Annotated in this window: 26 protein-coding genes and 1 riboswitch; of the genes, 19 read left to right on the top strand and 7 right to left on the bottom strand. The window is 39.2% G+C overall.

What is annotated here, in order from left to right; genetic code table 11:
• Positions 1 to 4: 4 nt before the first annotated feature.
• The 3 genes from Q0E03_RS00290 to Q0E03_RS00280 all read left to right on the top strand — a co-directional run bounded on the left by Q0E03_RS00290 (position 5) and on the right by Q0E03_RS00280 (position 3,435).
• Complete coding sequence (locus tag Q0E03_RS00290; RefSeq protein WP_297127984.1) at positions 5 to 1,222, top strand: VanW family protein; 1,218 nt, start codon at positions 5 to 7, stop codon at positions 1,220 to 1,222.
• A gap of 74 nt (positions 1,223 to 1,296) precedes the next feature.
• Positions 1,297 to 2,484, top strand: a complete 1,188-nt coding sequence (locus Q0E03_RS00285; RefSeq protein WP_297127981.1) for a DNA recombination protein RmuC — start codon at positions 1,297 to 1,299, stop codon at positions 2,482 to 2,484.
• A 354-nt stretch (positions 2,485 to 2,838) separates the two neighbouring features.
• Positions 2,839 to 3,435, top strand: coding sequence for an HdeD family acid-resistance protein (locus Q0E03_RS00280; RefSeq protein WP_297127977.1), 597 nt, complete (start codon positions 2,839 to 2,841; stop codon positions 3,433 to 3,435).
• Positions 3,436 to 3,488: 53 nt separating this feature from the next.
• On the opposite strand, the gene Q0E03_RS00275 is transcribed toward Q0E03_RS00280, so the two are convergent.
• Positions 3,489 to 5,051, bottom strand: a complete 1,563-nt coding sequence (locus Q0E03_RS00275) for an NAD(P)-dependent oxidoreductase (RefSeq protein WP_294834643.1) — start codon at positions 5,049 to 5,051, stop codon at positions 3,489 to 3,491.
• A gap of 180 nt (positions 5,052 to 5,231) precedes the next feature.
• A riboswitch (SAM riboswitch) is annotated at positions 5,232 to 5,332 on the top strand.
• A gap of 85 nt (positions 5,333 to 5,417) precedes the next feature.
• Here Q0E03_RS00275 and metK point away from each other — a divergent pair.
• Positions 5,418 to 6,596, top strand: a complete 1,179-nt coding sequence (gene metK, locus Q0E03_RS00270) for a methionine adenosyltransferase (protein WP_290907052.1) — start codon at positions 5,418 to 5,420, stop codon at positions 6,594 to 6,596.
• A 281-nt stretch (positions 6,597 to 6,877) separates the two neighbouring features.
• Here metK and Q0E03_RS00265 read toward each other — a convergent pair whose 3' ends face one another.
• From Q0E03_RS00265 to Q0E03_RS00240, 6 genes are all read right to left on the bottom strand, one after another.
• Complete coding sequence (locus Q0E03_RS00265; RefSeq protein WP_297127974.1) at positions 6,878 to 8,059, bottom strand: hypothetical protein; 1,182 nt, start codon at positions 8,057 to 8,059, stop codon at positions 6,878 to 6,880.
• 126 nt (positions 8,060 to 8,185) lie between these two features.
• On the bottom strand, positions 8,186 to 8,983 hold the full coding sequence (gene proC, locus Q0E03_RS00260) for a pyrroline-5-carboxylate reductase (RefSeq protein ID WP_297127970.1): 798 nt from the start codon (positions 8,981 to 8,983) through the stop codon (positions 8,186 to 8,188).
• Between the two features lie 5 nt (positions 8,984 to 8,988).
• Complete coding sequence (gene spoIIID, locus Q0E03_RS00255) at positions 8,989 to 9,249, bottom strand: sporulation transcriptional regulator SpoIIID (protein WP_294834630.1); 261 nt, start codon at positions 9,247 to 9,249, stop codon at positions 8,989 to 8,991.
• 70 nt (positions 9,250 to 9,319) lie between these two features.
• Positions 9,320 to 9,838 carry a DUF5640 domain-containing protein gene (locus Q0E03_RS00250; RefSeq protein ID WP_297127965.1) on the bottom strand — a complete coding sequence of 173 codons (519 nt, stop codon included), beginning with the start codon at positions 9,836 to 9,838 and terminating at the stop codon, positions 9,320 to 9,322.
• 2 nt (positions 9,839 to 9,840) lie between these two features.
• Positions 9,841 to 11,007, bottom strand: coding sequence for a ribose-phosphate pyrophosphokinase (locus tag Q0E03_RS00245; protein ID WP_367270210.1), 1,167 nt, complete (start codon positions 11,005 to 11,007; stop codon positions 9,841 to 9,843).
• Between the two features lie 148 nt (positions 11,008 to 11,155).
• Positions 11,156 to 14,263: a YfhO family protein gene (locus tag Q0E03_RS00240; protein ID WP_297127960.1), complete on the bottom strand. Its 3,108-nt coding sequence runs from the start codon at positions 14,261 to 14,263 to the stop codon at positions 11,156 to 11,158.
• Positions 14,264 to 14,392: 129 nt separating this feature from the next.
• Here Q0E03_RS00240 and Q0E03_RS00235 point away from each other — a divergent pair, with 129 nt between their 5' ends.
• The 15 genes from Q0E03_RS00235 to dxs are packed head-to-tail and all read left to right on the top strand — an operon-like array spanning position 14,393 to position 25,077.
• Positions 14,393 to 15,382: a hypothetical protein gene (locus Q0E03_RS00235; RefSeq protein ID WP_297127958.1), complete on the top strand. Its 990-nt coding sequence runs from the start codon at positions 14,393 to 14,395 to the stop codon at positions 15,380 to 15,382.
• A complete protein-coding gene (locus Q0E03_RS00230) occupies positions 15,375 to 15,770 on the top strand; it encodes a stage III sporulation protein AB (protein WP_297127955.1) in 396 nt (131 codons plus the stop codon). The genes Q0E03_RS00235 and Q0E03_RS00230 overlap by 8 nt, the downstream gene beginning before the upstream one ends.
• A 12-nt stretch (positions 15,771 to 15,782) precedes the next feature.
• Positions 15,783 to 15,977 (top strand): stage III sporulation protein AC, encoded by a 195-nt coding sequence (gene spoIIIAC / locus Q0E03_RS00225; RefSeq protein ID WP_078768393.1) that lies wholly within the window; start codon positions 15,783 to 15,785, stop codon positions 15,975 to 15,977.
• Positions 15,978 to 15,979: 2 nt separating this feature from the next.
• Positions 15,980 to 16,360 carry a stage III sporulation AC/AD family protein gene (locus Q0E03_RS00220; protein ID WP_297127952.1) on the top strand — a complete coding sequence of 127 codons (381 nt, stop codon included), beginning with the start codon at positions 15,980 to 15,982 and terminating at the stop codon, positions 16,358 to 16,360.
• A complete protein-coding gene (locus tag Q0E03_RS00215; RefSeq protein WP_297127949.1) occupies positions 16,357 to 17,490 on the top strand; it encodes a stage III sporulation protein AE in 1,134 nt (377 codons plus the stop codon). The genes Q0E03_RS00220 and Q0E03_RS00215 overlap by 4 nt, the downstream gene beginning before the upstream one ends.
• Complete coding sequence (locus Q0E03_RS00210; RefSeq protein WP_297127947.1) at positions 17,490 to 17,918, top strand: hypothetical protein; 429 nt, start codon at positions 17,490 to 17,492, stop codon at positions 17,916 to 17,918. The genes Q0E03_RS00215 and Q0E03_RS00210 overlap by 1 nt, the downstream gene beginning before the upstream one ends.
• Positions 17,908 to 18,426 carry a hypothetical protein gene (locus Q0E03_RS00205; protein ID WP_297127944.1) on the top strand — a complete coding sequence of 173 codons (519 nt, stop codon included), beginning with the start codon at positions 17,908 to 17,910 and terminating at the stop codon, positions 18,424 to 18,426. Before Q0E03_RS00210 ends, Q0E03_RS00205 begins: the two co-directional genes overlap by 11 nt.
• Positions 18,427 to 18,430: 4 nt before the next feature.
• Positions 18,431 to 19,129 carry a SpoIIIAH-like family protein gene (locus Q0E03_RS00200; RefSeq protein ID WP_297127941.1) on the top strand — a complete coding sequence of 233 codons (699 nt, stop codon included), beginning with the start codon at positions 18,431 to 18,433 and terminating at the stop codon, positions 19,127 to 19,129.
• Between the two features lie 60 nt (positions 19,130 to 19,189).
• Positions 19,190 to 19,582: an Asp23/Gls24 family envelope stress response protein gene (locus Q0E03_RS00195; protein WP_297127939.1), complete on the top strand. Its 393-nt coding sequence runs from the start codon at positions 19,190 to 19,192 to the stop codon at positions 19,580 to 19,582.
• A gap of 57 nt (positions 19,583 to 19,639) precedes the next feature.
• Positions 19,640 to 20,023: a transcription antitermination factor NusB gene (nusB, locus tag Q0E03_RS00190; RefSeq protein WP_297127936.1), complete on the top strand. Its 384-nt coding sequence runs from the start codon at positions 19,640 to 19,642 to the stop codon at positions 20,021 to 20,023.
• On the top strand, positions 20,023 to 20,937 hold the full coding sequence (locus Q0E03_RS00185; protein WP_297127934.1) for a peptidase M22: 915 nt from the start codon (positions 20,023 to 20,025) through the stop codon (positions 20,935 to 20,937). The genes nusB and Q0E03_RS00185 overlap by 1 nt, the downstream gene beginning before the upstream one ends.
• Positions 20,937 to 22,139, top strand: a complete 1,203-nt coding sequence (xseA, locus tag Q0E03_RS00180; protein ID WP_297127931.1) for an exodeoxyribonuclease VII large subunit — start codon at positions 20,937 to 20,939, stop codon at positions 22,137 to 22,139. The genes Q0E03_RS00185 and xseA overlap by 1 nt, the downstream gene beginning before the upstream one ends.
• A complete protein-coding gene (gene xseB / locus Q0E03_RS00175) occupies positions 22,129 to 22,323 on the top strand; it encodes an exodeoxyribonuclease VII small subunit (protein ID WP_297127928.1) in 195 nt (64 codons plus the stop codon). The genes xseA and xseB overlap by 11 nt, the downstream gene beginning before the upstream one ends.
• Positions 22,324 to 23,211 carry a polyprenyl synthetase family protein gene (locus Q0E03_RS00170; RefSeq protein WP_297127924.1) on the top strand — a complete coding sequence of 296 codons (888 nt, stop codon included), beginning with the start codon at positions 22,324 to 22,326 and terminating at the stop codon, positions 23,209 to 23,211. It begins immediately after the preceding gene.
• 30 nt (positions 23,212 to 23,241) lie between these two features.
• A complete protein-coding gene (dxs, locus tag Q0E03_RS00165) occupies positions 23,242 to 25,077 on the top strand; it encodes a 1-deoxy-D-xylulose-5-phosphate synthase (RefSeq protein WP_297127921.1) in 1,836 nt (611 codons plus the stop codon).
• Positions 25,078 to 25,079: the final 2 nt, after the last annotated feature.

The following is a 25,079-nucleotide window of genomic DNA, read 5'->3' as shown; positions in this document are numbered from 1 at the left end:
ATTAATGAAAAAAACAAGCGGATTTCTTGCAATCATTCTGTCTTTGGTTTTGCTTATCGGCACTACAATGCCCGTATATGCAAGTGATGACAAGACTGATTTGCAAAATGCGGTGATTTCTTTTGAAAACGGAATCACGGAATACGAGGCTACCGGCGAGGCGATTACACCAAGCTACACCGTAACCGTCAACGACATTTTGCTCACAAAAGATGTTGACTATACCGAAGAATTCAAGAATAATATCAAACCCGGTACGGCTTCGCTTACTGTCACCGCAACAGAATCTTCACCGTATTACACAGGCTCAAAAACCGTTGAGTTTGTTATTTTGGAAAATGACGACGATGACGACGAGCCAAAACCTGTCACTCCGCCAAAAGCAGTCAAGCTTGTTGCAACATATGGCACAAAGAATAAAAAGCAACTTGTTGTTGAGTGGAATACCGTTGTTTGCGATGCATACCAAATTATGTATTCCAAGGACAGCGCTTTCAGGTCAGGCGTTAAATATGTAACGGTTAAGGGCAAAAATTCTTCATCAAAAATTGTTAAGGTTAAGAATAATAACAACAAATATTTTGTAAGAGTCAGAGCAATCAACTATGACGAAAAAGGCAAGGCTCTTTACGGCGTATGGTCAAACAAACTCAACAGTTCGTTTACAAAGGTCTATGCAAAGTATTCATCAAATTATGTAAATAATAAGGACAGAACAACGAATTTGCGAATTGCGTCAAAAGCGATTGACGGAACTGTTCTTGCACCCGGCGAAACATTTTCGTTTAACAAGATTGTAGGAAAAAGAACAGCTAAAAAAGGATATAAAAAGGCACATGTGTTCAATGGACCGAACGCTTCGTCCATGGGACTCGGAGGCGGTGTTTGTCAAGTTGCTTCAACTATCTTTAACACAGTTTTGTTTTCAAACCTCAAAATAGTTGAAAGACATCAACATTCACAAAGAGTGTCTTATGTACCTCTCGGCAGAGATGCGGCAATCTATTGGCCGAGTCAGGATTTGCAGTTCAAAAACAACACAGATTTTCCTATAAAAATAAAAATGGTTGTCAAGGATGGAGTTATTTCTTGCACCTTCCTCACAAGCCAAAATGTAAAACCTAAAAAGGTAAAAGTTAAAGTTAGCAGAAAAGGCAAAAACTTCACTATGAAGCGCTATGCAGGCGGTAAATGTAACTACACAACAAAGTCTTATTATTAATAATGTCCAAAAAACAACACCCATCATTGCGTTTTGCTGGGTGTTGTGTTATTCTATATTTAAGGAGTGATAAGATGATTACATATATTTTACTTGGAGTTTGTATTGCCCTTTTGATTGCGGTAATTGCTATTCTTTTAATGCAAGGCAAAAAGGATGATTCCGCAAAAATCGAGGAGCTTCAGCGTCAGCTTTTGGACGCAGTAAATAAGAATAACAATTCCGCACGAATTGAGGAACTTTCCCGTCAAATGAACGACCTTGTAAATAAGAATTACGAACAGCAGGTCAAGGTTATTGAGGCTCTTAATAATAACTATAACAATCAAACAAAACTTATTCAGAGTTCAATTGCTTCAATGCAGGAGAGTAACGAAAAGAAGCTTGAACAAATGCGTGCTACCGTTGATGAAAAACTTACTTCAACCCTCAACAAGCGTATTGATTCTTCATTTGAGCAGGTTTCAAAGCAACTTACTTCTGTTTATAGGTCGCTCGGCGAAATGAAAGATTTGTCTGTCGGCGTAAGCGGACTTAACCGTATTCTCACCAATGTCAAAACTCGTGGCACTTGGGCAGAACTTCAACTTGGCAATATTCTTGAACAGATTATTCCTAATATGTATGAGACTAATGTCAGGACAAACCCAAAATATAACGGTCAGGTAGAATTTGCAGTTAAGATTCCTAATGCCGAAAATGATGAGGTTTGTTGGCTTCCTATTGACTCTAAGTTTCCGATGGAAGATTACATCCGATTGAATGAAGCGGGTGAGCAGGGAGATATTGAGGCTGTCGAACGTGCTCAAAAGGCTCTTGAAGCAAGGGTAAGAGATGAGGCAAAAGCTATTAAGAATTATATAAGCGAGCCTCACACAACTCCTTTTGCGATTATGTACCTTGCAACCGAAGGACTTTATGCCGAAATAATGAATAGCAAAACAGGACTTCCTGAAAAACTTCAAAATATGGGTATTTTGGTCGCAGGGCCAAGCACAATTACCGCACTTCTTAATTCGCTTTCGCTTGGCTTCAGTTCCATTGCAATCAACAAGCGTGCAAATGAAGTTTGGAAAGTTCTCGGCAATGCCAAAAAGCAGTACGATATGTTTGGCACACTTCTTGAAAAAGCCAAGAAAAAGATTGATGAGGCAGGCAAAACAATCGATGATGCAAATCATAGAAATGACATTATTCAAAAGAATTTGAAGTCCGTCAATTCTCTTGACACCGATCCTACCGATATCGAATTTCTTGATTAACGGAGGGTGAGTTATGCAACAGTTCACAAAAAATAAAACTGTCAACGCTTCGGTTGAAGCAAGATTTAGTTAAAATTAAAAAATCAGTATTACAAAAGTAGGAAAGTGCACAAATATTGTGTACTTTTCTTTTTTTGACAGTTTTATTTTTTGCCGAAAGGTGTTTTAATATAGTCAATGAGTTAAGCCTAACGTTCGGTCAGTTCTTAAAAGTTAGGATTCAAGCATCTTATAAGTTCTCTTTTCATGTTTCTCCAAAAGTTTGTTTTTCTCAAATTTGAATTGACCGTTATCCGGCACGGACTGTTGCTATGGCTCTCCGTGCCGGAATATATTTTTTATGAGGGTGATTTTATGAAGTATTTACAGAATATTAAAATTGCATATATGACAGCTTGTGTTGTGTTTATGCTTATCGGCATTATGTTTATGGGCTTTCCTGAGTTTTCTATGGTTGCCGTTTGCTATTTGATTGGAATTATGTTTATCGTCCTCGGAATTATAAAAATTATGGCTTATTTTTCGCAGGATAAATATAATATAGCTTTTCAGTTTGACCTTGCGCTTGGCATATTGTCCGTAATAGTAGGAGTTTGTACGGTTATTCATCATAATTGGATTATCAGTATTTTGCCGATTATTATAGGCATAATGATTATTGCCGATAGTTTATTTACACTTCAAGCTTCAATAGACGCAAAACGCTTCGGACTTCCTCGTTGGTATTTTCTTCTTTTGTTCTCTGCTGTGTCCGTCGTTCTCGGTCTTGTCTTGGTGTTCAAGTCATTTAAGAGTGCGGTTGTGATTACTATTCTTTATGGTTTGGGTTGTTTCTTTATCGGGTTTGAAAAGCTTGTTTCGATTATTTATACAACCCAAAGAATAAAAAAGAATTCACAGCAAAATAATACAATAGAAGTTGACTATACAATTCACGATAAAAACGAATAAAAGTAAAAGGAGCGTTCTTTTGAACGCTCCTTAATTTGTTCGTGTTTGTGTAATTAGTGCTTAATGTCGTCCCACTTAACACCATCAATCTGGAACAAATCGTCAAACTTGTAAACGTTTGTTTCTTCCTTAGTGTGGTTAGGATACCAAACTTGTGCGAAGAATGGGTTTGTTCTTGCAATGTTGTCGTAATCCCACTGCTTCTGAGGGATGTAGCACTCAGGACACCAGTGACCGCCGAGGAGAATAAGAGCAGGTGATGCTTCAAATTCTGCACCGCAGTAACCGCATTTCCACTTGAGTTTTGTAGCCATATCGCCCTTTGTCATTGTTTCGCTGAGGCACTCACCGCCACGGAATTTAGCAGCTTGCTTCATATCTTCAATGTCAAGTTCTGATTCAGGCTTTGTTTCATCATAACCGTGGTCAAGCTTGAACTCATCTGCGTCAGATGTCTTCTTAGCAAACTTTGTAATTTCAAAATCTTCCCACTTTGATGGAATCTTTGCCCAATCTTCATATGTGCCGTAGTATGCAGAAAGTCTTTCAGGATTTCTTGTAGCAACCCAGTCAAGAGTACCGAAGTCTTTTGTAGAAGCAATCTTCTTCATGAATGGCTTTGCACAAGCTGCAACGAGATTCTTTGGAAGATATCTTGGTATTTTGAAGTAGAATTCAACCTGATCGGCGAGTCTGTTGAAGTAATCCTTAACAGGAAGGTTCTCTCTGAAGTGGAGGAATTCCTCAAGCTTGTCGCCGTCTGCATAGAATTGACCGTGGAAGTTCTTTGTGATGAACCAGTTAGGGTCAAAGAGCTTTTCAGGGCCTGCAAGACCAAGTGTGCCGAGGAGAAGGCACTCAAATTCATAGTTAGAAATTCTGTACTGTTCACCAGAACCGATGTTGAAAAAGTGGTTCCAGAAATCAGCACCGAGTGTGCCTTTTTCGTCTTCAAGTACAAGGTTGCACATAAGTCTGCCCGAGTCCTCAACAGTACACCATTCAAGTACACCGTTAATCGGTACATGGAACATAATAGGGTCCATATTCTTGAGAATGTTTGGATAGAGGATACCGCTCTGACGCATAACAACCCAGTTCTTAATACCGCTTTCTACGAATGTGCGTTCTGCAACAGTCTTTGAAATTGCATAGTGGTCGTAGATAGAGATTTTGATAGGGTCACCACATCTGCCCCAGTGGATAGGATAGTTTCTGTCACCTGTTTCAGCAACAGTACCGATGTAGCAAACCTTAACATCATCAGGATTTGGTTGAGCCAAAACAGCCTTGCAGATGTTCTGTGCAGCACCGATGTTTGTCTTTTGTGTTCTGTATGGCTTCCAGTCAGCTGTCGGAGATACCATACCGCCGATGTGAAGAACATAGTCAGAGCCTGTTACACCCTCAAGGATTGAGTCGTAATCGCCCAAGTCACCCCATACAACCTGAACATTTGGCTTTGCCATGATACCCTTTAATTTTTCTTCGTTCTTTGGGCTCTTTCTTGCAAGCATCTTAATGTTGATTTCGTTTGGATGCTTAATCATTTCCTGAACAGCAGCCCAACCCATGTTACCGGTACCGCCGGTAACGAATACGGTTTTCTTTGCCATTATTTTTCCTCCTTAAACAGCAAAATGTACTTATTAACAATAAGTAAAAATGTTAACGATATAATTATAAACTATTTCTAAACAAATTACAATATAAATTAACAAATATTTCAAGAAAAATTTTGTTGACACGGCATATCTTTTGTAGTATCATAAATATAATGTAGCAAAAGGGAATAGAGATTATCAAGAGTGGTTGAGGGACTGGCCCTGTGAAACCACAGCAACCTGCATTTGTAAGGTGCTAATACCTGCGGTAAGATAATACCGAATGATGAATTATCAGCATACGGTCACCGCTGTATGCTTTTTATTTTGTCTTTTGCAAGAATAAATGCTGTATTTTTTAGAAAAGAGGTAATTAATATGTCACGCTTTTTATTTACAAGCGAATCGGTTACAGAAGGACATCCTGACAAAATCTGTGATCAAATTTCAGACGCAATTCTTGACGCTATGATTGAACAAGACCCACAATCTCGTGTTGCTTGCGAAACAACCTGCACAACAGGTCAGGTTCATGTTATGGGCGAAATCACAACAAAGGCTAATGTTGACATCAACGCTATTGTTCGCAAGACTGTTTGCGAAATCGGATATGACGACAGTGCAAAGGGATTTGACGGCAACACTTGCGCCGTAATCACTTCTCTTGACAAGCAGTCACCTGATATTGCTATGGGTGTTGATAAGTCATTTGAGCTTAAAAATAACGAAGAAGATGAGGACAACCTCAACGGTGCCGGCGACCAGGGTATGATGTTTGGTTATGCTTGCAACGAAACTAAGGAACTTATGCCGATGCCTATCTCTCTTGCTCATAAGCTTGCTCTCAAGCTCACAGAGGTTAGAAAAAACGGCACATTGCCTTATCTCCGTGCAGACGGCAAAACACAGGTTACTGTTGAATATGTGGACAACAAGCCTGTTCGTGTTACAACAATCGTTGTTTCATCACAGCACAGCGCCGACGTTTCTCTTGAACAACTCAGAGAAGATATTATCGAAAATGTAATCAAAACAACTGTTCCTGCCGAGCTTATGGATGAGGATACCGTATTTTATGTAAATCCAACAGGCAGATTCGTTATCGGCGGTCCTATGGGCGACTCAGGTCTTACAGGCAGAAAGATTATTGTTGATACATACGGTGGATATGCTCGTCACGGCGGCGGTGCTTTTTCGGGTAAAGACCCAACAAAGGTTGACCGTTCGGCTGCTTATGCTTCAAGATGGGTAGCAAAGAATATCGTTGCAGCAGGTCTTGCAGATAAGTGCGAGGTTGAACTTGCATATGCAATCGGCGTTGCAAAGCCTGTTTCTGTAATGGTTGACACATTCGGCACAGGTAAGAAGTCTGATGACGAAATCAGCGAAATCGTTAATAAGGTATTCGACCTTCGTCCGTCTGCAATCATCAAGAACCTTGATTTGAGAAGACCGATTTACAAGGCAGTTGCCGCTTACGGTCATATGGGCAGAGAAGACCTCAATGTTCCTTGGGAGCAAACTAATAAGGTTGACGAAATCAAAAAGTATATGTAATATTATATTAAGAAACTATGTAGACTGTTGAGAAAGTTTCTGAATTTCGTTTTCTTTTGCGAAGGAAGATGTATATAAATACCTCGACTGAGCAAAAAACGAAAAACACCAAAATGCTGTAAGTTCAATACTTACAGCATTTTTTAACTCTCTCCGTCAACACTTCATGTTGCACTCTCTCTTAAAAAATGGAAGGATAATTCGGTTGATTATATTTTGGCGTGTTTCAGGAGCTTTATCGACAGTCTAAAACGGCTTGAAAAACTCAAGCCGTTTTTATATTACCATTTTTTAAGTGTATTCTTTGATTTAACAAGTTTCTTTATGCTCTTTGTGTGTTGTAAAGCCTTGTCTTTGCCTTTTTTGCAATAGATTTTGTTGCCTTTGATTGTAACTTTGTTGAACTTTGCTTTTGATTTTAAGTTCCACATTTTAAGTCCGGCTGTGTTGCCATAAATTTTGTTGTTGGTAATTGTTGTATTTGCCTTTGATGCGTTTCCGCCCTTTGGCACGCTGTCAAGACCTACATACATTGCAACCGAACGATAGTCCTTGAATTTCCCCGTGGTTTTGATTGTGCACTTGTTGACATTCAAACCGAGAACATCATACATATTGAGTGCTTCATTTGTTGATGTGATTGTGCAACCCTGAACCTTAATATTCTTGAAGAATGTGTTGCCGACTCTGTTTGTGCCGATACCTCTTGCAAATTTGATTTTGCAGTTTGAAACCGTGATGTTTTCGCAAGCTGTGTCATCCCACGGAGCACCCGATGGGGAATTGCTCTGCTTATATGTGTTGTCAATCTGGATAGCTTCGTTTGAGCCTTCGCCCACATATCTGCTGCCGCTCATTGCCATATTGCAGTTTTCAATTCTTGCATTTTTAACTCCTGCAAATTCAATGAAATGTCCGTTGTAATTGTTCTTGAATGAGCAGTTTTTGATAGTGATATTTTGAGCGTGCATAAATAAAAATGACGAATATCCAACATAAAATCCGTTGTCTTTCAATGTCTTTTCTGTGTTAGGCTCTGCTGTGCCAACCCAAGTTCCGCCGTTGATTACAACATTTTTGAGCGAGCCGTATCCGCCCGAACCTTTTCCGTATGAGCTGTTCATATGAAAACCGTTGATAAGCAAGCCCTTGCCGTTTGTCTTTTGATTGAACACAGCACCGTTGGCATTGAATGTTGTGTTGTCAAAAATCGGCAGGGAATTGGTCAATGTGTATTCGCCGGGTGCAAAGTTAACAACGAGCTTGTCACACATACTCTCTTTGAGAACTCTGCGAATTGAAAGCGTGTCGTCCTCCTCGCCGTTCGGTGAAATGTCAACAATTCTTGTTCCGTCATCGCTTACGATGTCAGAATCAATTTGAGCTGCAAATACGGTTGATGTGCCGAATGCAATAACACAAAACAGACAAATCGTAATTAATAATGAGTATATTTTTTTCATTAGTATCTCTCCTTTTTGTATATGTATATAAATATTTTATCATATTATACAGTCAACTGTCTATTGACAAAACAAATAAAAAAGCACCTGAGTTTTTGATACTCAAGTGCTTTGTTCTTTGCTGAATTATAATTTGCTGTCTTTGTCTACCGCTTTGTCAACCGCTTTGTGAATAGCGGAATTGAAACCGTTTTCTTGCAAAGTTGTGACAGCCTCTATTGTTGTTCCGCCCGGGGAACAAACTTTGTCAATCAAATCATATGGATGCTCGCTGCTTTCAAGAATCATTTTTGCGCTTCCAAGCACAGCCTGTGCGGAAATCTTCAATGCAATATCCTTTTTCATTCCGTTTTTCACACCGGCTCTTGCAAGCTCGTCAATGAACATATATGCAAGTGCAGGGGTGCATCCGCCGAGAACGCCGAATAAAGGGAAGAAGTTTTCATCCAAATAAATAATTTCACCGACTGCCGAAAAGATTTTTTCTGTCAAACTCTTGTCAGCTTCGGTAGCTTTGCCGTTTGTTGTGTATGCGCAAATAGCCTCCGCAACTTTGGCGTTGATGTTTGGCATAACACGGATAATTCTGCTGTCGTGTGAAAGCTGTGAAGCAATAAATTCGGTGCTTTTGCCCGCAGCAATAGAAATAACCAATGCGTCACTTTCGCCGAGTGCACCGTCGATTTTGTTGAGCACCGATGCAAGAACATTCGGCTTAACCGCTAAAACAACAGTGTCGCTGTTTTTTGCAATTTCGATTTCGCTGTCAAAAACATTGACATTGTATTTTTCTTTCATCGCCTGAGTTGCAGGTGCGTAAATGTCAAAAATGTTTACTTCTTCTGCTTTTACAGCATTGCTGTCAATAATTCCGCAGACGATGGCGCTTGCCATATTTCCGCATCCAATAAATCCGATAGACATAGCTTTTACTTCTTTCCTTTTATTAGACGATATTTCTCCCTCGTTGCTTCTCCGCCTCTGATGTGTCGCTGCGATTTATTGCATTGTAAAACATCATTCACTTTGTCGGCAAGCAGGGGAGCAATTTCGCCCAGCCGTTTTGTAACATCTATATGTACCGTGCTTTTGCTTATGCCGAAAACCTTTGCCGTTTGCCTGACGGTTGTTTTGTTTTCAACAATATATTCTCCCAGCTCAATACATCTTGACTCTACATTTTTGGTCATATCAATTACTCCTTCTAAGTAAAAGATATGACCGTTTTTTAGCTTATATTACTTTGTTTTGTTTTGCATATTATTCGTTTGATGAATCACTGTCAGAGTTTTCTTCTTGTGTTGATTCAACTATTGTGCCGAGCAAATCAGTCAGTGATTTCGTTTCGATTCTGTCAACTCTGTTATATTTTGTTGTTTGATTATTTTCAGAAAGCATTCCGTTTTCCTGTACAATGGTCATAGAAAGCGATTTCTTATCAACAGATATCTTGTAAACAACGGTGCTGTCACTTGATGGGTTTGAAAGTGTAAGTTCGTCGCCTTTAAGAGAATAGTCACCTTTGAATGAGAAAGTGCTGAAATAGCTTTCATAAGTACCGTCATCATAGAATTCATAAGCTGAACTTCTTGTTTGGTTTTGCCATTTGCCGATGAGAAGGGCAGAATTGTTTGATGAAAATGTTGAAGAAACCATTTCAACAGGGTTTATTCTTTCAACAGCGCAGTAGATGCCTGTCGGAACTAAAGTCATAACCAAAATGCTGAAGATGATGACAAATATAACTCTGCCAGCCCCTGAGTTTTTCTTGTTAGCCATAATTATTTAAGTCCTTTTTTCTTTAATAATAAATCAATTTTGTTTGAGTTGTCAAGAAGAGAAGATACAGACAAATCGTGATTAATTGTGTCAAGGAAGTATGCAAGATACTTTGAAAGTTCAACACTTTCGTACCAATCTCTTGAAAGAAGCTCAGGTGACTGATAAACACCGTTTGTTGTAAATACTTTTTCAAAAACTCCGTCTTCGTGTGCCTTGTCAAAAATTTCAAGACCGTTGCAGAAAAGACCGAATGCTGTGCAGACAAAGATTCTCTTTGCTTTGAGCTCCTTGAGTTTCTTTGCAACTTCAAGCATACTTTCGCCTGAAGAAATCATATCGTCAACAATGATGATGTCCTTGCCTTCAACGCTGTCACCAAGATACTGATGAGCAACAATAGGGTTTCTGCCGTTTACAACTCTTGTGTAATCTCTTCTCTTGTAGAACATACCGAGGTTTACGCCAAGTTGTGTTGCAAAGTAAATACATCTGTGCATTGCACCCTCGTCAGGTGAAATAATCATAAGATGGTCAGGGTCAACAGACAAATCATCAACGTTGTTAACGATTGCTTTGATCATCTGGTATGTAGGCATAACATTTTCAAATGACTTGTGAGGAATTGAGTTTTGAACTCTTTGGTCGTGTGCATCAAATGTGATGATGTTTTCAACACCCAATGTTGTAAGTTCCTGCAAAGCCATTGCACAGTCAAGTGATTCACGTGATGAACGCTTGTGCTGTCTGCCCTCATAGAGCATTGGCATAATAACATTGATTCTCTTTGCTTTGCTTGATGCTGCCGAGATAACTCTCTTTAAATCCGAGAAATGGTCGTCCGGTGACTTCGGAACATCCATTCCGTACATATTGTAGGTAACGCTGTAATTGAAGCAGTCTACAATGATGTAAAGGTCGTAGCCTCTGATTGAGTCGTTGATAACTGCTTTGCCCTCACCTGAACCGAATCTTGCAATAGATGTGTCGATAAGGTATGAGTCCCTTTGATAGCCATAAAAGGCGATGTTTTCCTTGTGAGCGGCAGCCTGCTCGGCTCTCCATTTTACAAGATAATTATCAATCTTCTGTGCGAGTCCTTCTGTACCCGGTAAAGCGATAATTCCCAATGGTCCGTAAGGGATTGTTTGTACTTCTTCTGCTGTGATTCTTGGCATTTTAAAAATACTCCTCTCAATTTATGCTTACATTTTACAACATATTACACCAAAAATAAACACTTTAATATTATTTTTAATATAAATATTTATTTAGGGGTATAATGAATTTTTATATATAATCAACAAAACCGTTGAATTATAGCTGTTCCTGTGATTTTTTTGACTTTTTAAATCGTCTGAGCAATTCGTATCCAAACACTCCGACCCACGCACAAGCGGAGATTGGCAAACCGTAGGTTAATCCTTTTGGTGAGTAAACAAGCTTGATTGTGTGTTCGCCGTGTTTGATTGTTGTGGCAAGCTGGCTGTCACCGATTTCAAAGGTCTTTACTTTGTGACCGTCAATATAAATCTTCCATCCCTCGTCATATGGAATTGATGTGTATAAATAACCGTCATATCCTGCATTTATTGTGCCCTCAAGCTTTGTGTCACTGTGCTTTTCAATCTTCATTTGACCGAGCGACAGCATTTCATAAGCAGAATCAAGCACGGTCTTGTCAACATTATAGGCATAGATGTTGAATGATGCACTCGAAGATGTGATTCCGTTCAAATCAAGAATTGCCTTGATTTCGTCACCTGCTTTGTGGTATCCGAGGTCAAGAATATACGGTTCAACAATGCTTTGATAGGTCGTCTTTGTTCCGTCACTCCAATAGTAATTTATGTTTTCGATTTCGTTTGATGTAACATAAATATACACATTTCCGTCTTTTACGGATTTGAACAAAACATCAACGCTTGCACCTGTGTTTTCCTCAATGCCGTCAACAAAGAAAGCACCGTTTTGAGTAACTTCCTCACATTCGGCATTGTAACTTTCTGTGCCTGTGTATTTAACGGGAACAAAAATATTGCTGACTCCCGTTGCCTTGTCAATCAAATCTTCCTGAACATCAAACGGGTTGCCTTCTGTCGTGTCCCATTTCTCAATGGTTTTTGATGCAACAAATGCAATAGGCAGGCTGTATTTGTTTTCAAAAACAGGGGTTTTGTCCTTGTCTTTTGTAGTGTAAATTTTCTTGTAGTATTCATCAGACAAGTCAAGACTGCTCGAATCTTTAATCAAATATTTAATGCCGTACATCATATTGTACACAGGCGTTTGGGTGTTATAAGTGTATGAGTTTATTCTGTTGCCGAACATACCAAGACTGTATTGTGTTTGACTGTATTTCTCATAAGCCATTGAAGAAAAGGTTGACATACCGTTGTAATTATAAATACACGGGTCCATACGAGTGTTGAGATAGGTCAACTCTGTTCTGTAAAAACCTTTGTCTTTTTCTTTGAGATAATTCACGGCGTTTGCCATCGTGTCCATTTTTTCAACATACGGAGTTTGCTCTTGAGTAAACAAATACGACTTGCTGTCGCCGACAATTACCTCGCAAAATGTCATACAAACAATCGTAAGACCGATTACGAATTTTGAAAAGTTTTCTTTCTTTATAACGAGCAGAACAAGTGTCCACACGATTATGAAAATCAATGAAGTATAGATTGTGAACCCGCTGATTTTGTTTGTCGGATTTTTTTGAAAATACAGCACAAGGAATATAAACGCTATTCCCGTCACCATAATATCTCGGTATTCGATTCCTTTGAAATTCATCAAGCATCTGAAAGACATAACAAGCAAAATGAATATATACAGGAATGAATATCTAAACGGCAAATCGTTCGGTGTGTGGAACGCGTGCCACATAAAGTCAATAACATTGCAGTTGAAACTTACGATGAAGAACAAAATCAAAATTACATAAGAGACCTTTTCTTTAAGTCCGATTTTTTTGTTGATTAGATATAACGGTAGCAGTATTGCCGGCAATAGTCCGCAGTAAATGTTCGGCAAAACATCGTCACCCGAAGAACGAATTGTTGTTTCAAGTCCTGCAAGGTGAGATGACAACATATCTATCAAATTGAAATTTTGCTCAAATGACGACGGAAAAGTGTCTGATGTTGCCGAGCAAGATTGCAAAATGAAATAAACGGGAATAAGAAAGCATGCACAAAGCATACCTACAAACAGCGAACTGAAGCCGAATTTAACAACACTCATAACAAATCTGTTGTTAAAAAATTCTTTTATAGGTTTTTGCTTTTCGCTGTAAATATTGATTTTTGAAGCGAAGTCCTTGTTCGCAATAAAGTAAACAAAAAAGTACAAAACCGAGAAAATACAGGTCATATAACCTGTGTAGTACGAGCTGAACAAAAGAACAGATAAAGCAATAATGTATCTTTTGCATTTTCCTTTGTTAATGATTTCTTCAATTCCGAGTGCAACGAGCGGCAACCAAATCATACCGTCAATCCACATAATGTTCCAATAGTAAGCAAGGAAGTAGCCCGAAAAAGCATAAAACACACCAAAGCACGCAGAAACATATGAGTGCGCATTAAAACTGTTTTTTAGGAAATATGTGAATGTTCCGGCAGATAAAATGCCTTTAATCAGAACTAAGAATGTGATGGCATAACCGATTTGATTTTTGTCAAACAGGAAAATTAAAAATGAAAGCGGACTTGAAAGATAATTAAAATAATTGCCCAAAAAACTTGAACCGCCGCCCGATTCCCAAGAATACAAAAAACTTTTGAAGTCGGAAACTCTGTCGTAGAATTCAACAAAAAGAGGACCGTATTGATGATATAAATCCATCCTTAAAACGGTTGTGTCACCAAACGGAAACAGCTTGAATATCATAAAAACAAAAAGTATTCCAACTGCGGCAAGACACATTGAAAGCCACACAAACCTGTTTGCAAAAAATGAACGATAGAGTTTTGTGTCGCCGTTGTTTTCAGCCTTTTCGGTGTTGTCAAAAACTATGAGCCTGTCAAAGTAAAGGTTAAATACAAAAATCAAAACAGCCGAAAATGCGTAAACGAGCATAACACTCATTTCAAGCATATCGTTTAGTGTAAAGTCGAGTATTTTGAAAAATCCCAAGTCTACCAAACATCTGAATAAATATGCCAAAATTTGCTTGGCCGATTTTGAATTTACGCTGTTTGCAAATACGAATTTTTTTTCGCAAAAAAATAAACTAAGCATAACTGCAACAAAGGATATCGACATTGATGTTCCTGCCGATATTCCAAAACCCTTGAGCATCTGCTTAATTATCAAAAAAGCAACAAATCCGATTGAATATACAAGGCTGTATGCAACGGGCTGTGCGTTGAAAATTTTGTTTGTTTTTATTATGTTTCCTGATTTGGTAATGTCCATATAGCACCTAAATTAAATAATTTTTATATATTTTAACATATTATATGTCTTGCTTCAATCCATTTTTGAATTTTTAACTTCTTTGTAATAATTTTCTTCAACAATTCATAATGTTTTATAGGTGATAGCTTGAAAGTTTTTGATTATGTAAAAAAATATTTGCCCCTTGATGTTGTTAAAACTCTTGATAAGCTCAATTCATTACAGCAGCAGGGGATAACCGAAATCCGTATTCGACGTAATATGCCTGTGACTTTTGTTATTGACAATCGAATAAAATTTGCGGACAGGTTTTGCCAAACTCTCGCGGTTCTTCCGAGAGAACCGCTGATAATATCATCATCGGAATTTGACGATATGTTAAATCGCCTGTGTTCGTATTCAATTTATAGCAATATGAACAATCTTAAAAACGGATACTTAACACTTGAAAACGGTTCACGTGTGGGCGTTTGCTCAACCGCTGTTTATGAAGATGATAGTTTGGTGTCAGTCAAGGATGTTACTTCGGTCAATATTCGCATACCTCGTCAGGCGGTGGGTTGCAGTCGAGATATAATAAATAAAGTTTTTGCAAACGGTTTTTGCAGCGTAATTGTTGCTGGCAAGCCGTCAAGCGGAAAAACAACTCTCTTGCGTGATATGGCAAAGGAAATTTCAAACGGTATAAACGGTGAATATAAAAAGGTTGTTGTGATTGACGAACGCAATGAGATTGCAGGCAAGATTGGCGATGAATTTACACTTGATGTCGGAATAAACACAGATGTGATAACGGGTTTTGCCAAACCAAAGGCAATAGAAAACGCCATCCGAACAATGTCACCGCAAGTTATTGTTTGTGATGAAATTTCTGCTCCCGGAGAACTTGACAGTATTCGTTTCGGCTTTGCTTGCGGTGTGAATTATTTGCTTTCTGTTCACATCGGCAGACGGCAGGATTTGTATACAAAACCGATTATTCGTCTTATGCTTTCAATGGGTGAATTTGAAAAAATAATATTGCTTGATGAGTATTACACCGCAAAAATTCTTGATGCACGGGAGATATTAAATGAAATTCATAGGCGTAGTAATAATAGTTGCGTCATCATTGACGATGGGAATTTATATGAGTAATTCGATAAAAAAGAAAATCAATTTATGCCGTGCGTTGATTGATGTTGCAAATTATATCTTGCCCGAAATAAAGCTTAAACAAACCCCACCGTGCGAAATTCTTGCAAGTGAACGGCTGAAATCTCTTGATTTTGTGGGACAAGATATGCTCCTTGCCGAGCAAAAAGCAAATACTCCCCTGAATGATGAGGAAAATGAAACAATAGGCAGATTTTTTTATTCTCTCGGAAAATATGATGTGCATAATCAAATAAAACAAATTGAAGAATTCAAGGAATATATGGCATCGGCTATGCGTAAATATGAAGAGGAATATAAATCAAAATCGAAAATATTCATCAGCGTTGGTTTTTCATTCGGTACAGTAATAGCGTTGGTGTTGATTTAGAGGTGTAACATTATGGAAGTGAACTTTATATTTAAAATAGCGGCAATCGGAATTATTGTTGCCGTGCTTAATACCTTGCTTGTGCGTTCGGGACGTGATGATCAAGCTATGCTTACAACTCTTGCAGGAGTCATTGTCGTTCTTATGATGCTTATTCCGCAGATTAAAGAACTTTTTTCAACGGTCAAATCTCTGTTTAATTTGTAGTTATGGCAAAGGTTATAGGTGTTTCATTTTGTGTGCTGATGTGCAGTTTGATAGTCAGGGAGCACAACAGAAGCTTTGCACTCATATTGTCGGTTGCGGGCGGTGTTCTCTCGTTCCTTGCAATATCGGACAAGGTGTCTGAACTGTACTCCGCTTTGATAGAACTTTCGGGCAGCGTTCCTTCGGGCATTGTTTATGTCAAACTTATGTTAAAGACATTATTTATTGTAATCATAACACAGTTTACCGTGGATATTTGTAGGGACAATGGTGAAAATGCACTTGCTTCTCTTACGGAAATTTCGGCAAAGGTGCTTGTACTTTCTCTTGTTATGCCTCTGATAGAAACGGTGATTTCAATGGTGGTAGGGCTTGTTAAATGAAAAAGATGATTTTATTTTTGTGTGCATTGATTTTCTTCTTGTCCTTTACCGAAACCGCTTATTCAAAGGATTTTAGCAAGGAAAAATATGATAAAACACTTGAAGCGTACGACTTGTCATCATTCGAAAATGAACTTGATGACGACACTCAAAAAATGCTTGAGGAACTTGGTTTGCTTGATTTTTCATATGACAGTATAACAAAACTTTCACTTGACGATGTTGTAGGTTTAATCAAGTCGTTGTTATCAAAAAAAGCGGAATTACCGATAAAATCAAGCGTAACCGTGCTTGTTTTTATTCTGCTGTCCGCATTGCTTCAAAGCCTGAAAAACGATTCGGACAGCTCGGTGAATACGATTTATTCAACGGCAACGGCAATCCTCATTTCAACGGTAATTCTTGTAAAACTCACAACAACAGTTTCCATGGCTTCAATGGCAATATCCGTTGCGTCAAATTTTGTATATGCTTTTATTCCTGTGTTTTGCAGTATTGTTGTCGCTTCTGGCGGTATTACGACAGGTTTTTCAACAAACACAACACTTCTTGTTTTGGCGCAGGCATTGTCATTTGTTTCGTCAAATGTGTTTATGCCGATTGTCAATTGCTATCTTGCTTTGGGTGTAACTTCGTCACTTCGCTATGAGTTGAATTTGGATAAATTGTTGTCGTCACTCAAAAGAATTATAACAACTTGTATATCTTTTTCATCCGGTGTTTTCGTGTCGATATTGTCGTTGAAAACAGCCGTGGCAGGCAGAGCCGATATGCTCGGACTCCGTTCGGTTCGCTTTGCAATAAATTCTGTTGTGCCCGTTATCGGTTCGTCAATCAGCGAGGGCTTGTTATCTATTCAAGCCTATTCGTCACTTATCAAAAGCAGCGTCGGCGTGGTTGGCGTGATTGCGGTTGTACTTGTGTTTTTGCCGTCAATAGCTGAGGTCGTTTTGTGGCGAATTTCACTGACGGTTTGTGCAATAGTATCCGATGTTTTCGGCGATAAATCAGTATCTGCGGTGCTTAATGCCTTTTTGAATACCTTGCTTTTGATGAATGTAATTTTGATTTTGTCAATGGTTACAACGGTTATATCATTTGGAATTTTAATTGCGGCAGGCGGAAGATAATGGATTTTTTTAAACAGTGGACAATCTTTGTTTGTATGACGGTTTTGATGTGTGTCGTGTTTTCGTTTTTGACTCCGAAAGGGAGTATGGGACGGTTTTATAAAATGATTATTTCGCTTTTCATTTTTCTGTCTTTTCTCTATCCTTTTTCACAGTCAAAAATCAATTTTGACCTCCCTAAAATCAAAACGGTAAATACATATAGTATAAATGATGGAATGATAGAAAACCAAATTAAAACCTGCTTATTAGAGAATAATATCATAGGTGCAAATGTGAATTGCCGTTCAAGTATTAATTCGGACAATGAAATTGTTGTTGAAAAAGTAGTTGTTTCGGTGAGTGATGATTACGACACAGCAGAGGTTCAAAAAATCATTTTTGACAATTTGTCAATCAATGCGGAGGTGGTGCATATTGGACAGTAAAATCAAATCGTGTGTTGAAAAATTCAAACAAATGAAGCATAAGGAGAAATTTCTCATTGTTGCTTGCATATTCGGTGTTGTGCTGATTTTGTTGTCTGAAATTAAACCGCCTGCAACCGCTTCAAAACAGTCTGCCCAAACCGATTATCAGCAGTATATTTCAACATTGGAGGACAAAACGGAAAGCATTATTTCATCAATTGACGGTGTTGGCAAGTGCAAAGTGATGATTACTTTGCAGGAAACCGATGAGAACTTTTACGCTCAAAATTCAGACGAAAACACAAACAGCGGTTATATTTCTAAAAAGAGCGAATATGTATTGTATGAGGATAACAACAACGATTCTCCCGTGCTGATTAAGCAGTCGTTCCCAAAGGTTATGGGCGTTGTGGTTGTTTGTCAGGGTGGCAACAATGCCAATGTAAAGGAAAAAGTCATTTCTGCCGTGTCGTCACTTTTTGGCATATCAACGGCAAAAATCAGCGTATCAAAACTTAACAGGTGATTATATGAAAAATAAAAAAGAACAAACCAATCCGCTTGATGAGCAAATCAAAACAGAAGAAGATGAATTTGCGGAATTCGAAAATGAATTCAACGCAGAAAATGTTGAAGATCAGTCGGTTGAACTCGTCAATCCCGAGGATAAAAAAGACCGCAAAAAGCGTAAAAAATACATATCAACCGTTGCCGCCTTTGTGTTGATTTTGGGTATTGGCGTTGTAGGCAATTGGTATTATCAAAACACGGATGTAGGCTCAACTATTCGGCCTCTTATTGACTCGGCAACGGAAAAAACTCTCGGCAAGGCAGAACTTGTGGACGCAACAACCGATGTCAAAGAAAACGACACTTATTTTACAAAGGCTCGTATGGAGCGTAATTCTGCTCGTGACACCGCACTTGAAAAGCTCCAAGCTGTTGTTTCCGACACTTCCGAAAACGAAAGTGCAAGAACAGTTGCGGCGGAAAACATCACAAGAATATCAAACTTTATCACTATCGAAAACAAGATTGAAACCCTTGTGTGTGCAAAAGGTGTTGACAATTGCCTTGCTGTCATCAAAGAGGACGGTTCGGGTGTCGATGTGATTGTTGATTGTAAAACACTCGATGATACCACGATTATGCAAATCAAAGACATTGCAATGTCACAGCTTCAATGCGGTTTTGAGGATGTTTCTATAATTCAGTCTAATAATAATTAAATATATCTTGTATATTCTTTTCTTTTGTGTTATAATGACAACACCAAAGGAGTTATGTATATGGAAATTACAAGTTCAAACGAAAAGGGCAACCTTATCATCAATGAAGAAGCAATTTCATCAATCGCAATCAATGCCGCAAAGGATGTTGACGGCGTGAGTTCTTTTTCAAGCAAGCCGATGGATGTTGTCGGCACAATCAAAAAGGGTAGCCTCAAGGTTATGAGTCCCGTGCGAATCACACAGGATGGCGAGGATATGGATATCAGCATCTATATCAACCTCCTTCCAAATAAAAAAATCAAGACAGTGTCAGAAAATGTACAACGCAATGTACACGAGGCAATTCTCAATATGACCGGCAAGGAAGTTTCCAAGGTTAATGTTATTATTGCCGGTATTGATTTTCCGGAGAACGGCGACTCCAATGCACCTTTAACAAGTGAAAACTGATTAAACTGCCGACTCAATACTGTTGTTATATGAGTCGGCTTTTTTATAGGAGAATATATGAACAGGACAGAACAAAGGGAACAGGCTTTTTGCCTTGTGTTCCAAAATCTTTTTAACAACGAAGAAACTCTTGCTATTTATGAGGAAAATGTTGCCAAGGTCGGCAAATATGCAAAGGAACTTTTTGAGGGCGTGGATTCCAAAATCGAGGAATTGGACGAGGTTATCAATGCTTATTCAAAGGGCTGGAAAACAAACCGACTTCCAAAGGTAAATCTTGCCATTCTTCGCCTTGCAATTTACGAAATCAAGTATGTTGACGATGTTCCTGCAAGCGTTGCAATCAATGAAGCAGTCGAGCTTGCAAAGAAGTATTCGGGCGAGGGCGACTATTCATTCATCAATGGTATTCTCGGCTCTGTTGCCAATGGAGTAGAGTAATGTATATCGGCTTTGACACAAGCAATTATACAACTTCAATTGCAACCTATGACGGCAAAACCGTTCGTCAGGCAAAGCAGGTGCTCACCGTCAAGCAGGGAGAACGGGGACTTCGTCAAAGTGATGCCGTTTTTCAACATACGGTCAATATGCCGAGGCTCTGCAAAGAATTAGAACTTGATGTGCCAAAGGCAGTCGGAGTCAGCACACGTCCGCGAAATGTAGAAGGCAGTTATATGCCGTGCTTTTTGGTTGGCGAAAACGTTGCAACCGTGCTTTCAAGCGTGAATGATGTGCCTGTGTACAAAACTTCACATCAGGTTGGGCATATCCTTGCTGCACTTTATTCGGCAAATATGCTTGAACTTATCAATCAAAGGTTCATTGCGTTTCATTTGAGCGGAGGCACTACCGAGGCGCTTGTTGTTGAGCCTGATGATGAAGAAATAATCAAAGCAACCGTTGTTGCTCAAAGCACGGATTTAAAAGCAGGACAGGCTGTTGACAGGACAGGTGTAATGCTCGGTATGACTTTTCCGTGCGGTAAAGAACTTGATGCTCTTTCACAAAAAAGCGAAAAGAATTATAAGATTAAACCCACTATGCTTGACGGCGATTGTTCGTTGAGCGGTGTTGAAAATAAAGCAAGAAATATGATTGACAAGGGCGAGCCGGCACAAGATGTTGCCAAGTTCGTGCTTACTTACATTGCCGAAACCGTGTCGTCAATGCTTGGCGGTGTTGTCGGCAAATACGGTGATTTGCCTGTTGTCTTTTCAGGCGGTGTTGCGTCAAATTCCTTGCTTCGCAAAATAATCAACGAAAGATATAAAGCGTATTTTGCCGAAAGTGAATTTTCTCTCGACAATGCGGCAGGCACTGCTATTTATGCTTATTTGAAAGATAACAGATAATGACCACACTTACAGTTTCACAAATTAATAGATATATCAAATCGTTGTTTGATGAAATTCCGCCTATTCAAAACATTTACGTAATGGGCGAAATTTCCAATTTTAAGCATTATCGTCAAAGCGGACATATGTATTTTACTTTGAAGGATAGCACTTCTCAGCTGAAATGTGTTATGTTTGCAACCGATAACTATAAATTGAAGTTCGTTCCTAAAGACGGTATGAATGTTGTTTGCTTCGGTCAAATCGGAGTGTACGAGCGTGACGGTGTTTATCAACTGTATGTTCGTGACATTCAACCAAAGGGAGCAGGCGATTTAGCTGTCGCTTTTGAACAGCTAAAGGCAAAACTTGCACAAAAAGGATATTTTGACGAGGATATAAAAAAGCATATTCCCGAATATCCCGAAAAAATCGGTGTTGCCACTTCAAATATGGGTGCTGCCGTCGAGGATATAAAAAATGTCCTCTCTCGCCGTTATCCGCTGTGTGAGATAATTATCGTGCCAACTGTTGTTCAGGGCGATTTGGCATCGAAGGATATTGCTTCGTCAATTCGTTTTTTGGATAATCTCGGCGTGGACACAATCATTGTCGGCAGGGGCGGTGGCTCAATCGAAGATTTGTGGGCGTTCAATACCGAAGAAGTAGCCGATGCGGTTTATAATTGCAAAACTCCGATTATTTCCGCTGTCGGTCACGAAACGGATTTTACCATCTGCGATTTTGTTGCGGATTTGCGAGCACCGACTCCGAGTGCAGCGGCAGAACTTGCTGTGCCGGATATAAACAACGAATTTGTCAATCTTCAAGGACTTGAAATGATGCTTGAAAGAAATATCAACAGTATTGTTCAGGATGAGGAAGCAAGGCTTGATTATATTATGAAAAAGTCACCACTTGCCAATGTTGACAAACTGTTTGATTTTCATTCATCGGTTATTGAAAATTATCAAAAAACCATTACGATGCATTTTGAAAATGTATTAAAAAGTAAAGCATATGATTTGCAAAAAAATTCTGCTATGCTCGACGCTCTCAGCCCGCTTGCCGTAATCGGCAGAGGCTACACTATAACAGAAAAAGACGGCGCTGTGCTGACTGATGTGAAAAATATCAATGTCGGCGACAGCATTGTAACAAGGCTAAAGAACGGAACATTGGTTTCCGCAATAACAGAGGTTAATGCTGATGGCAACTAAAAAAGAAATGACATACGAACAGGCAATTTCCCGACTTGAAGAAATTGTTTCAATATTAGAAAAAAACGAGGTTTCACTCGATGAGGCTTTGGGACTTTTTGAGGAGGGTACAAGACTCACTTCGTTGTGTGCCGAAAAACTCAAAAACGCAAAGTCTAAAATTACGGAAATTAATAAGGAGTAAATGATGTTTACTGTTGATTTGAAAAAGCAACTTGAGCAGTATAGCACCGACGTTTCGGAGCATTTGGTGGAGTTCTTGCCAAAGGCAAATGACGGTCAGGCTCAGGTTGTAAAGGCTATGAGATATTCTTTGCTCAACGGCGGCAAAAGATTAAGACCGATTTTTGTTCTTGAATTTTGCAAGATGTGCGGCGGAGATGTCCAAAAAGCAATGGCGTATGCTTGTGCAATCGAATACATACACACATACTCTCTCATCCATGATGATTTGCCGTGTATGGATGATGACGATATGAGGAGAGGCAATCCGTCTTGTCACAAAATGTATGGCGAGGCTACTGCTCTTTTGGCAGGTGACGCACTTCTCACTCACGCATTCGAGATTTGCGCAGGTGCAGATTTTGACGACACAAAAAATGCGACTGCTGTCAGTCTTTTGGCGCAGAATGCAGGTGTCGGAGGAATGATTGGCGGTCAGGTTATCGATTTGAAATATGAAGCTTGCGACCCAACCGTTTCAGAAATTCTGACTGTTCACAAACTAAAAACAGGTGCACTTATTTCCGCTGCTTGTTTGCTTGGTTGTATTGCTGCGGGAGCGGATGACGAAAAGATAGCACTTGCTTCAAAATATGCCTATCTCATCGGCACAGCGTTCCAAATCAAGGATGATTTGCTCGATATTTACGGGGATGAACAAAAACTCGGCAAGCATATAGGTTCGGATGCAGAAAATGACAAAACAACCTATGTTACCCTTGTAGGTGCCGAAAAAGCACAAAAGGATGTTGAAACTCTCACAGCTTCGGCAGTTGAAATTTTAAAGAACTTTGATAATAACGAATTTATGGTGGCACTTTCAAATTATCTCACCACCAGAGAAAACTGAGCACTTCGCTCATAGAAAAGAGTTGAGCTTATGTCGTATCTTGAGAATGTCAATTCTCCAAAAGATATAAAAAAACTTAATATTGACGAGCTTGACGCACTGTGTGATGAAATCAGAGAATTGATGATAGAAACCGTGTCAAAAAACGGAGGTCACCTTGCTTCCAATTTAGGTGCGGTTGAATTGACTGTTGCGATGCACAAGGTCTTTAATTCACCGAGTGACCAATTCGTTTTTGATGTCGGTCATCAGTGCTATACTCATAAGATACTTACGGGCAGAAAGGACAGCTTTTCCACCTTGCGTACTGAGGGAGGAATCAGCGGATTTACCCGTCCTTGCGAAAGTAATCACGATATTTTTTCATCAGGACATTCGTCAACCTCGATTTCAGCCGCTATCGGTCTTGCAAAGGCAAAGACTCTTAACGGTGACAAAGGCAAGGTTATTGCGGTTATCGGTGACGGTGCGCTGACAGGCGGTCTTGCTTATGAGGCGCTCAATAATGCAGGCAATGAGCATAACAATCTCATTGTTATATTAAATGATAATAATATGTCTATAAGTGATAATGTCGGCTCTATGGCAAAGAATTTGAACCATATCCGCATTTCACCAAAATATTTTACTTTTAAATCTAAAATTCAGCACGCACTTTCCAGAGTGCCGAAAATCGGTGCGCAGGTTCAAAGACTGATTACTATAACCAATACAAAAATCAGGAAAATACTTTATCATTCAACAATGTTTGAGGATTTGGGCTTTAGATATTACGGACCTATTGACGGTCACGATTTGGAAAGTCTTATTGATGTTTTGACGGTTGCAAAAGCGCATAACAACAGCGTGCTTATTCATGTTAACACTTTAAAAGGCAAAGGTTATGAGTTTGCAGAAAAAAATCCGTCAAAGTTCCACGGAATAGGAAAGTTTGATATTGAAACAGGCGAACCGCTTTCGTCAGGCGAAAATTATTCTTCTGTTTTCGGCAACTATCTTTGCGAACTTGCAAAGAAAGACAGGAGAATTTGTGCTATAACCGCCGCTATGAGCACCGGCACGGGACTTGTTGATTTTTCATATAAGTATCCCGAAAGATTTTTTGATGTCGGTATAGCGGAGGAACACGCCGTGACCTTTTCATCGGGTCTTGCAAAGAATGGTATGATTCCGTTTTTTGCCGTGTATTCAACATTTCTTCAAAGGTCGTATGACCAACTTGTGCACGATGTTGCAATGCAGGACTTAAAGGTTATTTTCGGCATTGACCGTGCAGGCTTTGTCGGTGAGGATGGCGAAAGTCATCAGGGCGTTTTTGACACGGCTTATCTTATGAGCGTGCCAAATCTGTCGGTGCTTGCTCCGTCATCATTTGACGAACTTCGCGAAATGATGTATCAGGCTGCGTACAGAGAAAATCACGCTGTCGCAATTCGCTATCCGAGAGGTGGTCAAGGCAAAATTATTGACGGCTACAAATACGAACGTGCGGATTTTGACACTTTTGGTGACATCGATGCAGAAAAATGTGTTGTCGGCTACGGCAAGGAATTTTTGAATGTTTATGACGCACTCGGCGAGCTTGACAATACGTTTGCAATAAAACTCAACAGAATTAAACCTATCAATCCGAATGTGCTTGAACTTTTGAAAAATGTCAAAACAGTTTATTTCTTTGAAGAAGGCATAAAATCAGGCGGCGTAGGCGAATGTTTTGGCTCAATGCTTGCAGAAAGTGATGTAACGGCAAAATTCCGCCATATCTGCATAGAGGATGAATTCATCAAGCAGGCAAGCGTTGAAAGTCAGTTGAAAAAATACAGACTCGACAAGGAGTCAATAATCAATATAGTAAATCAGGATTAATT

Source organism: uncultured Eubacterium sp. (assembly GCF_934525195.1).
GTDB lineage: Bacteria > Bacillota > Clostridia > Oscillospirales > Acutalibacteraceae > Eubacterium_R.
The sequence above is the reverse complement of the archived record's forward strand: the minus strand, read 5'-3'. Positions and strand labels throughout refer to the sequence as shown.

What these genes read in the sequence shown, in the direction of transcription:
- spoIIID (WP_294834630.1), bottom strand. Translation starts at nt 9,249, where the DNA reads ATGACCAAAAATGTAGAGTCAAGATGTATTGAGCTGGGAGAATATATT.
- Q0E03_RS00200 (WP_297127941.1), top strand. Translation starts at nt 18,431, where the DNA reads ATGAAAAATAAAAAAGAACAAACCAATCCGCTTGATGAGCAAATCAAA.
- proC (WP_297127970.1), bottom strand. Translation starts at nt 8,983, where the DNA reads ATGTCTATCGGATTTATTGGATGCGGAAATATGGCAAGCGCCATCGTC.
- Q0E03_RS00280 (WP_297127977.1), top strand. Translation starts at nt 2,839, where the DNA reads ATGAAGTATTTACAGAATATTAAAATTGCATATATGACAGCTTGTGTT.
- xseB (WP_297127928.1), top strand. Translation starts at nt 22,129, where the DNA reads ATGGCAACTAAAAAAGAAATGACATACGAACAGGCAATTTCCCGACTT.
- Q0E03_RS00290 (WP_297127984.1), top strand. Translation starts at nt 5, where the DNA reads ATGAAAAAAACAAGCGGATTTCTTGCAATCATTCTGTCTTTGGTTTTG.
- Q0E03_RS00265 (WP_297127974.1), bottom strand. Translation starts at nt 8,059, where the DNA reads ATGAAAAAAATATACTCATTATTAATTACGATTTGTCTGTTTTGTGTT.
- Q0E03_RS00210 (WP_297127947.1), top strand. Translation starts at nt 17,490, where the DNA reads ATGGATTTTTTTAAACAGTGGACAATCTTTGTTTGTATGACGGTTTTG.
- Q0E03_RS00220 (WP_297127952.1), top strand. Translation starts at nt 15,980, where the DNA reads ATGGCAAAGGTTATAGGTGTTTCATTTTGTGTGCTGATGTGCAGTTTG.
- Q0E03_RS00215 (WP_297127949.1), top strand. Translation starts at nt 16,357, where the DNA reads ATGAAAAAGATGATTTTATTTTTGTGTGCATTGATTTTCTTCTTGTCC.
- Q0E03_RS00230 (WP_297127955.1), top strand. Translation starts at nt 15,375, where the DNA reads ATGAGTAATTCGATAAAAAAGAAAATCAATTTATGCCGTGCGTTGATT.
- Q0E03_RS00240 (WP_297127960.1), bottom strand. Translation starts at nt 14,263, where the DNA reads ATGGACATTACCAAATCAGGAAACATAATAAAAACAAACAAAATTTTC.
- metK (WP_290907052.1), top strand. Translation starts at nt 5,418, where the DNA reads ATGTCACGCTTTTTATTTACAAGCGAATCGGTTACAGAAGGACATCCT.
- Q0E03_RS00285 (WP_297127981.1), top strand. Translation starts at nt 1,297, where the DNA reads ATGATTACATATATTTTACTTGGAGTTTGTATTGCCCTTTTGATTGCG.
- dxs (WP_297127921.1), top strand. Translation starts at nt 23,242, where the DNA reads ATGTCGTATCTTGAGAATGTCAATTCTCCAAAAGATATAAAAAAACTT.
- spoIIIAC (WP_078768393.1), top strand. Translation starts at nt 15,783, where the DNA reads ATGGAAGTGAACTTTATATTTAAAATAGCGGCAATCGGAATTATTGTT.
- xseA (WP_297127931.1), top strand. Translation starts at nt 20,937, where the DNA reads ATGACCACACTTACAGTTTCACAAATTAATAGATATATCAAATCGTTG.
- nusB (WP_297127936.1), top strand. Translation starts at nt 19,640, where the DNA reads ATGAACAGGACAGAACAAAGGGAACAGGCTTTTTGCCTTGTGTTCCAA.
- Q0E03_RS00195 (WP_297127939.1), top strand. Translation starts at nt 19,190, where the DNA reads ATGGAAATTACAAGTTCAAACGAAAAGGGCAACCTTATCATCAATGAA.
- Q0E03_RS00170 (WP_297127924.1), top strand. Translation starts at nt 22,324, where the DNA reads ATGATGTTTACTGTTGATTTGAAAAAGCAACTTGAGCAGTATAGCACC.
- Q0E03_RS00185 (WP_297127934.1), top strand. Translation starts at nt 20,023, where the DNA reads ATGTATATCGGCTTTGACACAAGCAATTATACAACTTCAATTGCAACC.
- Q0E03_RS00275 (WP_294834643.1), bottom strand. Translation starts at nt 5,051, where the DNA reads ATGGCAAAGAAAACCGTATTCGTTACCGGCGGTACCGGTAACATGGGT.
- Q0E03_RS00250 (WP_297127965.1), bottom strand. Translation starts at nt 9,838, where the DNA reads ATGGCTAACAAGAAAAACTCAGGGGCTGGCAGAGTTATATTTGTCATC.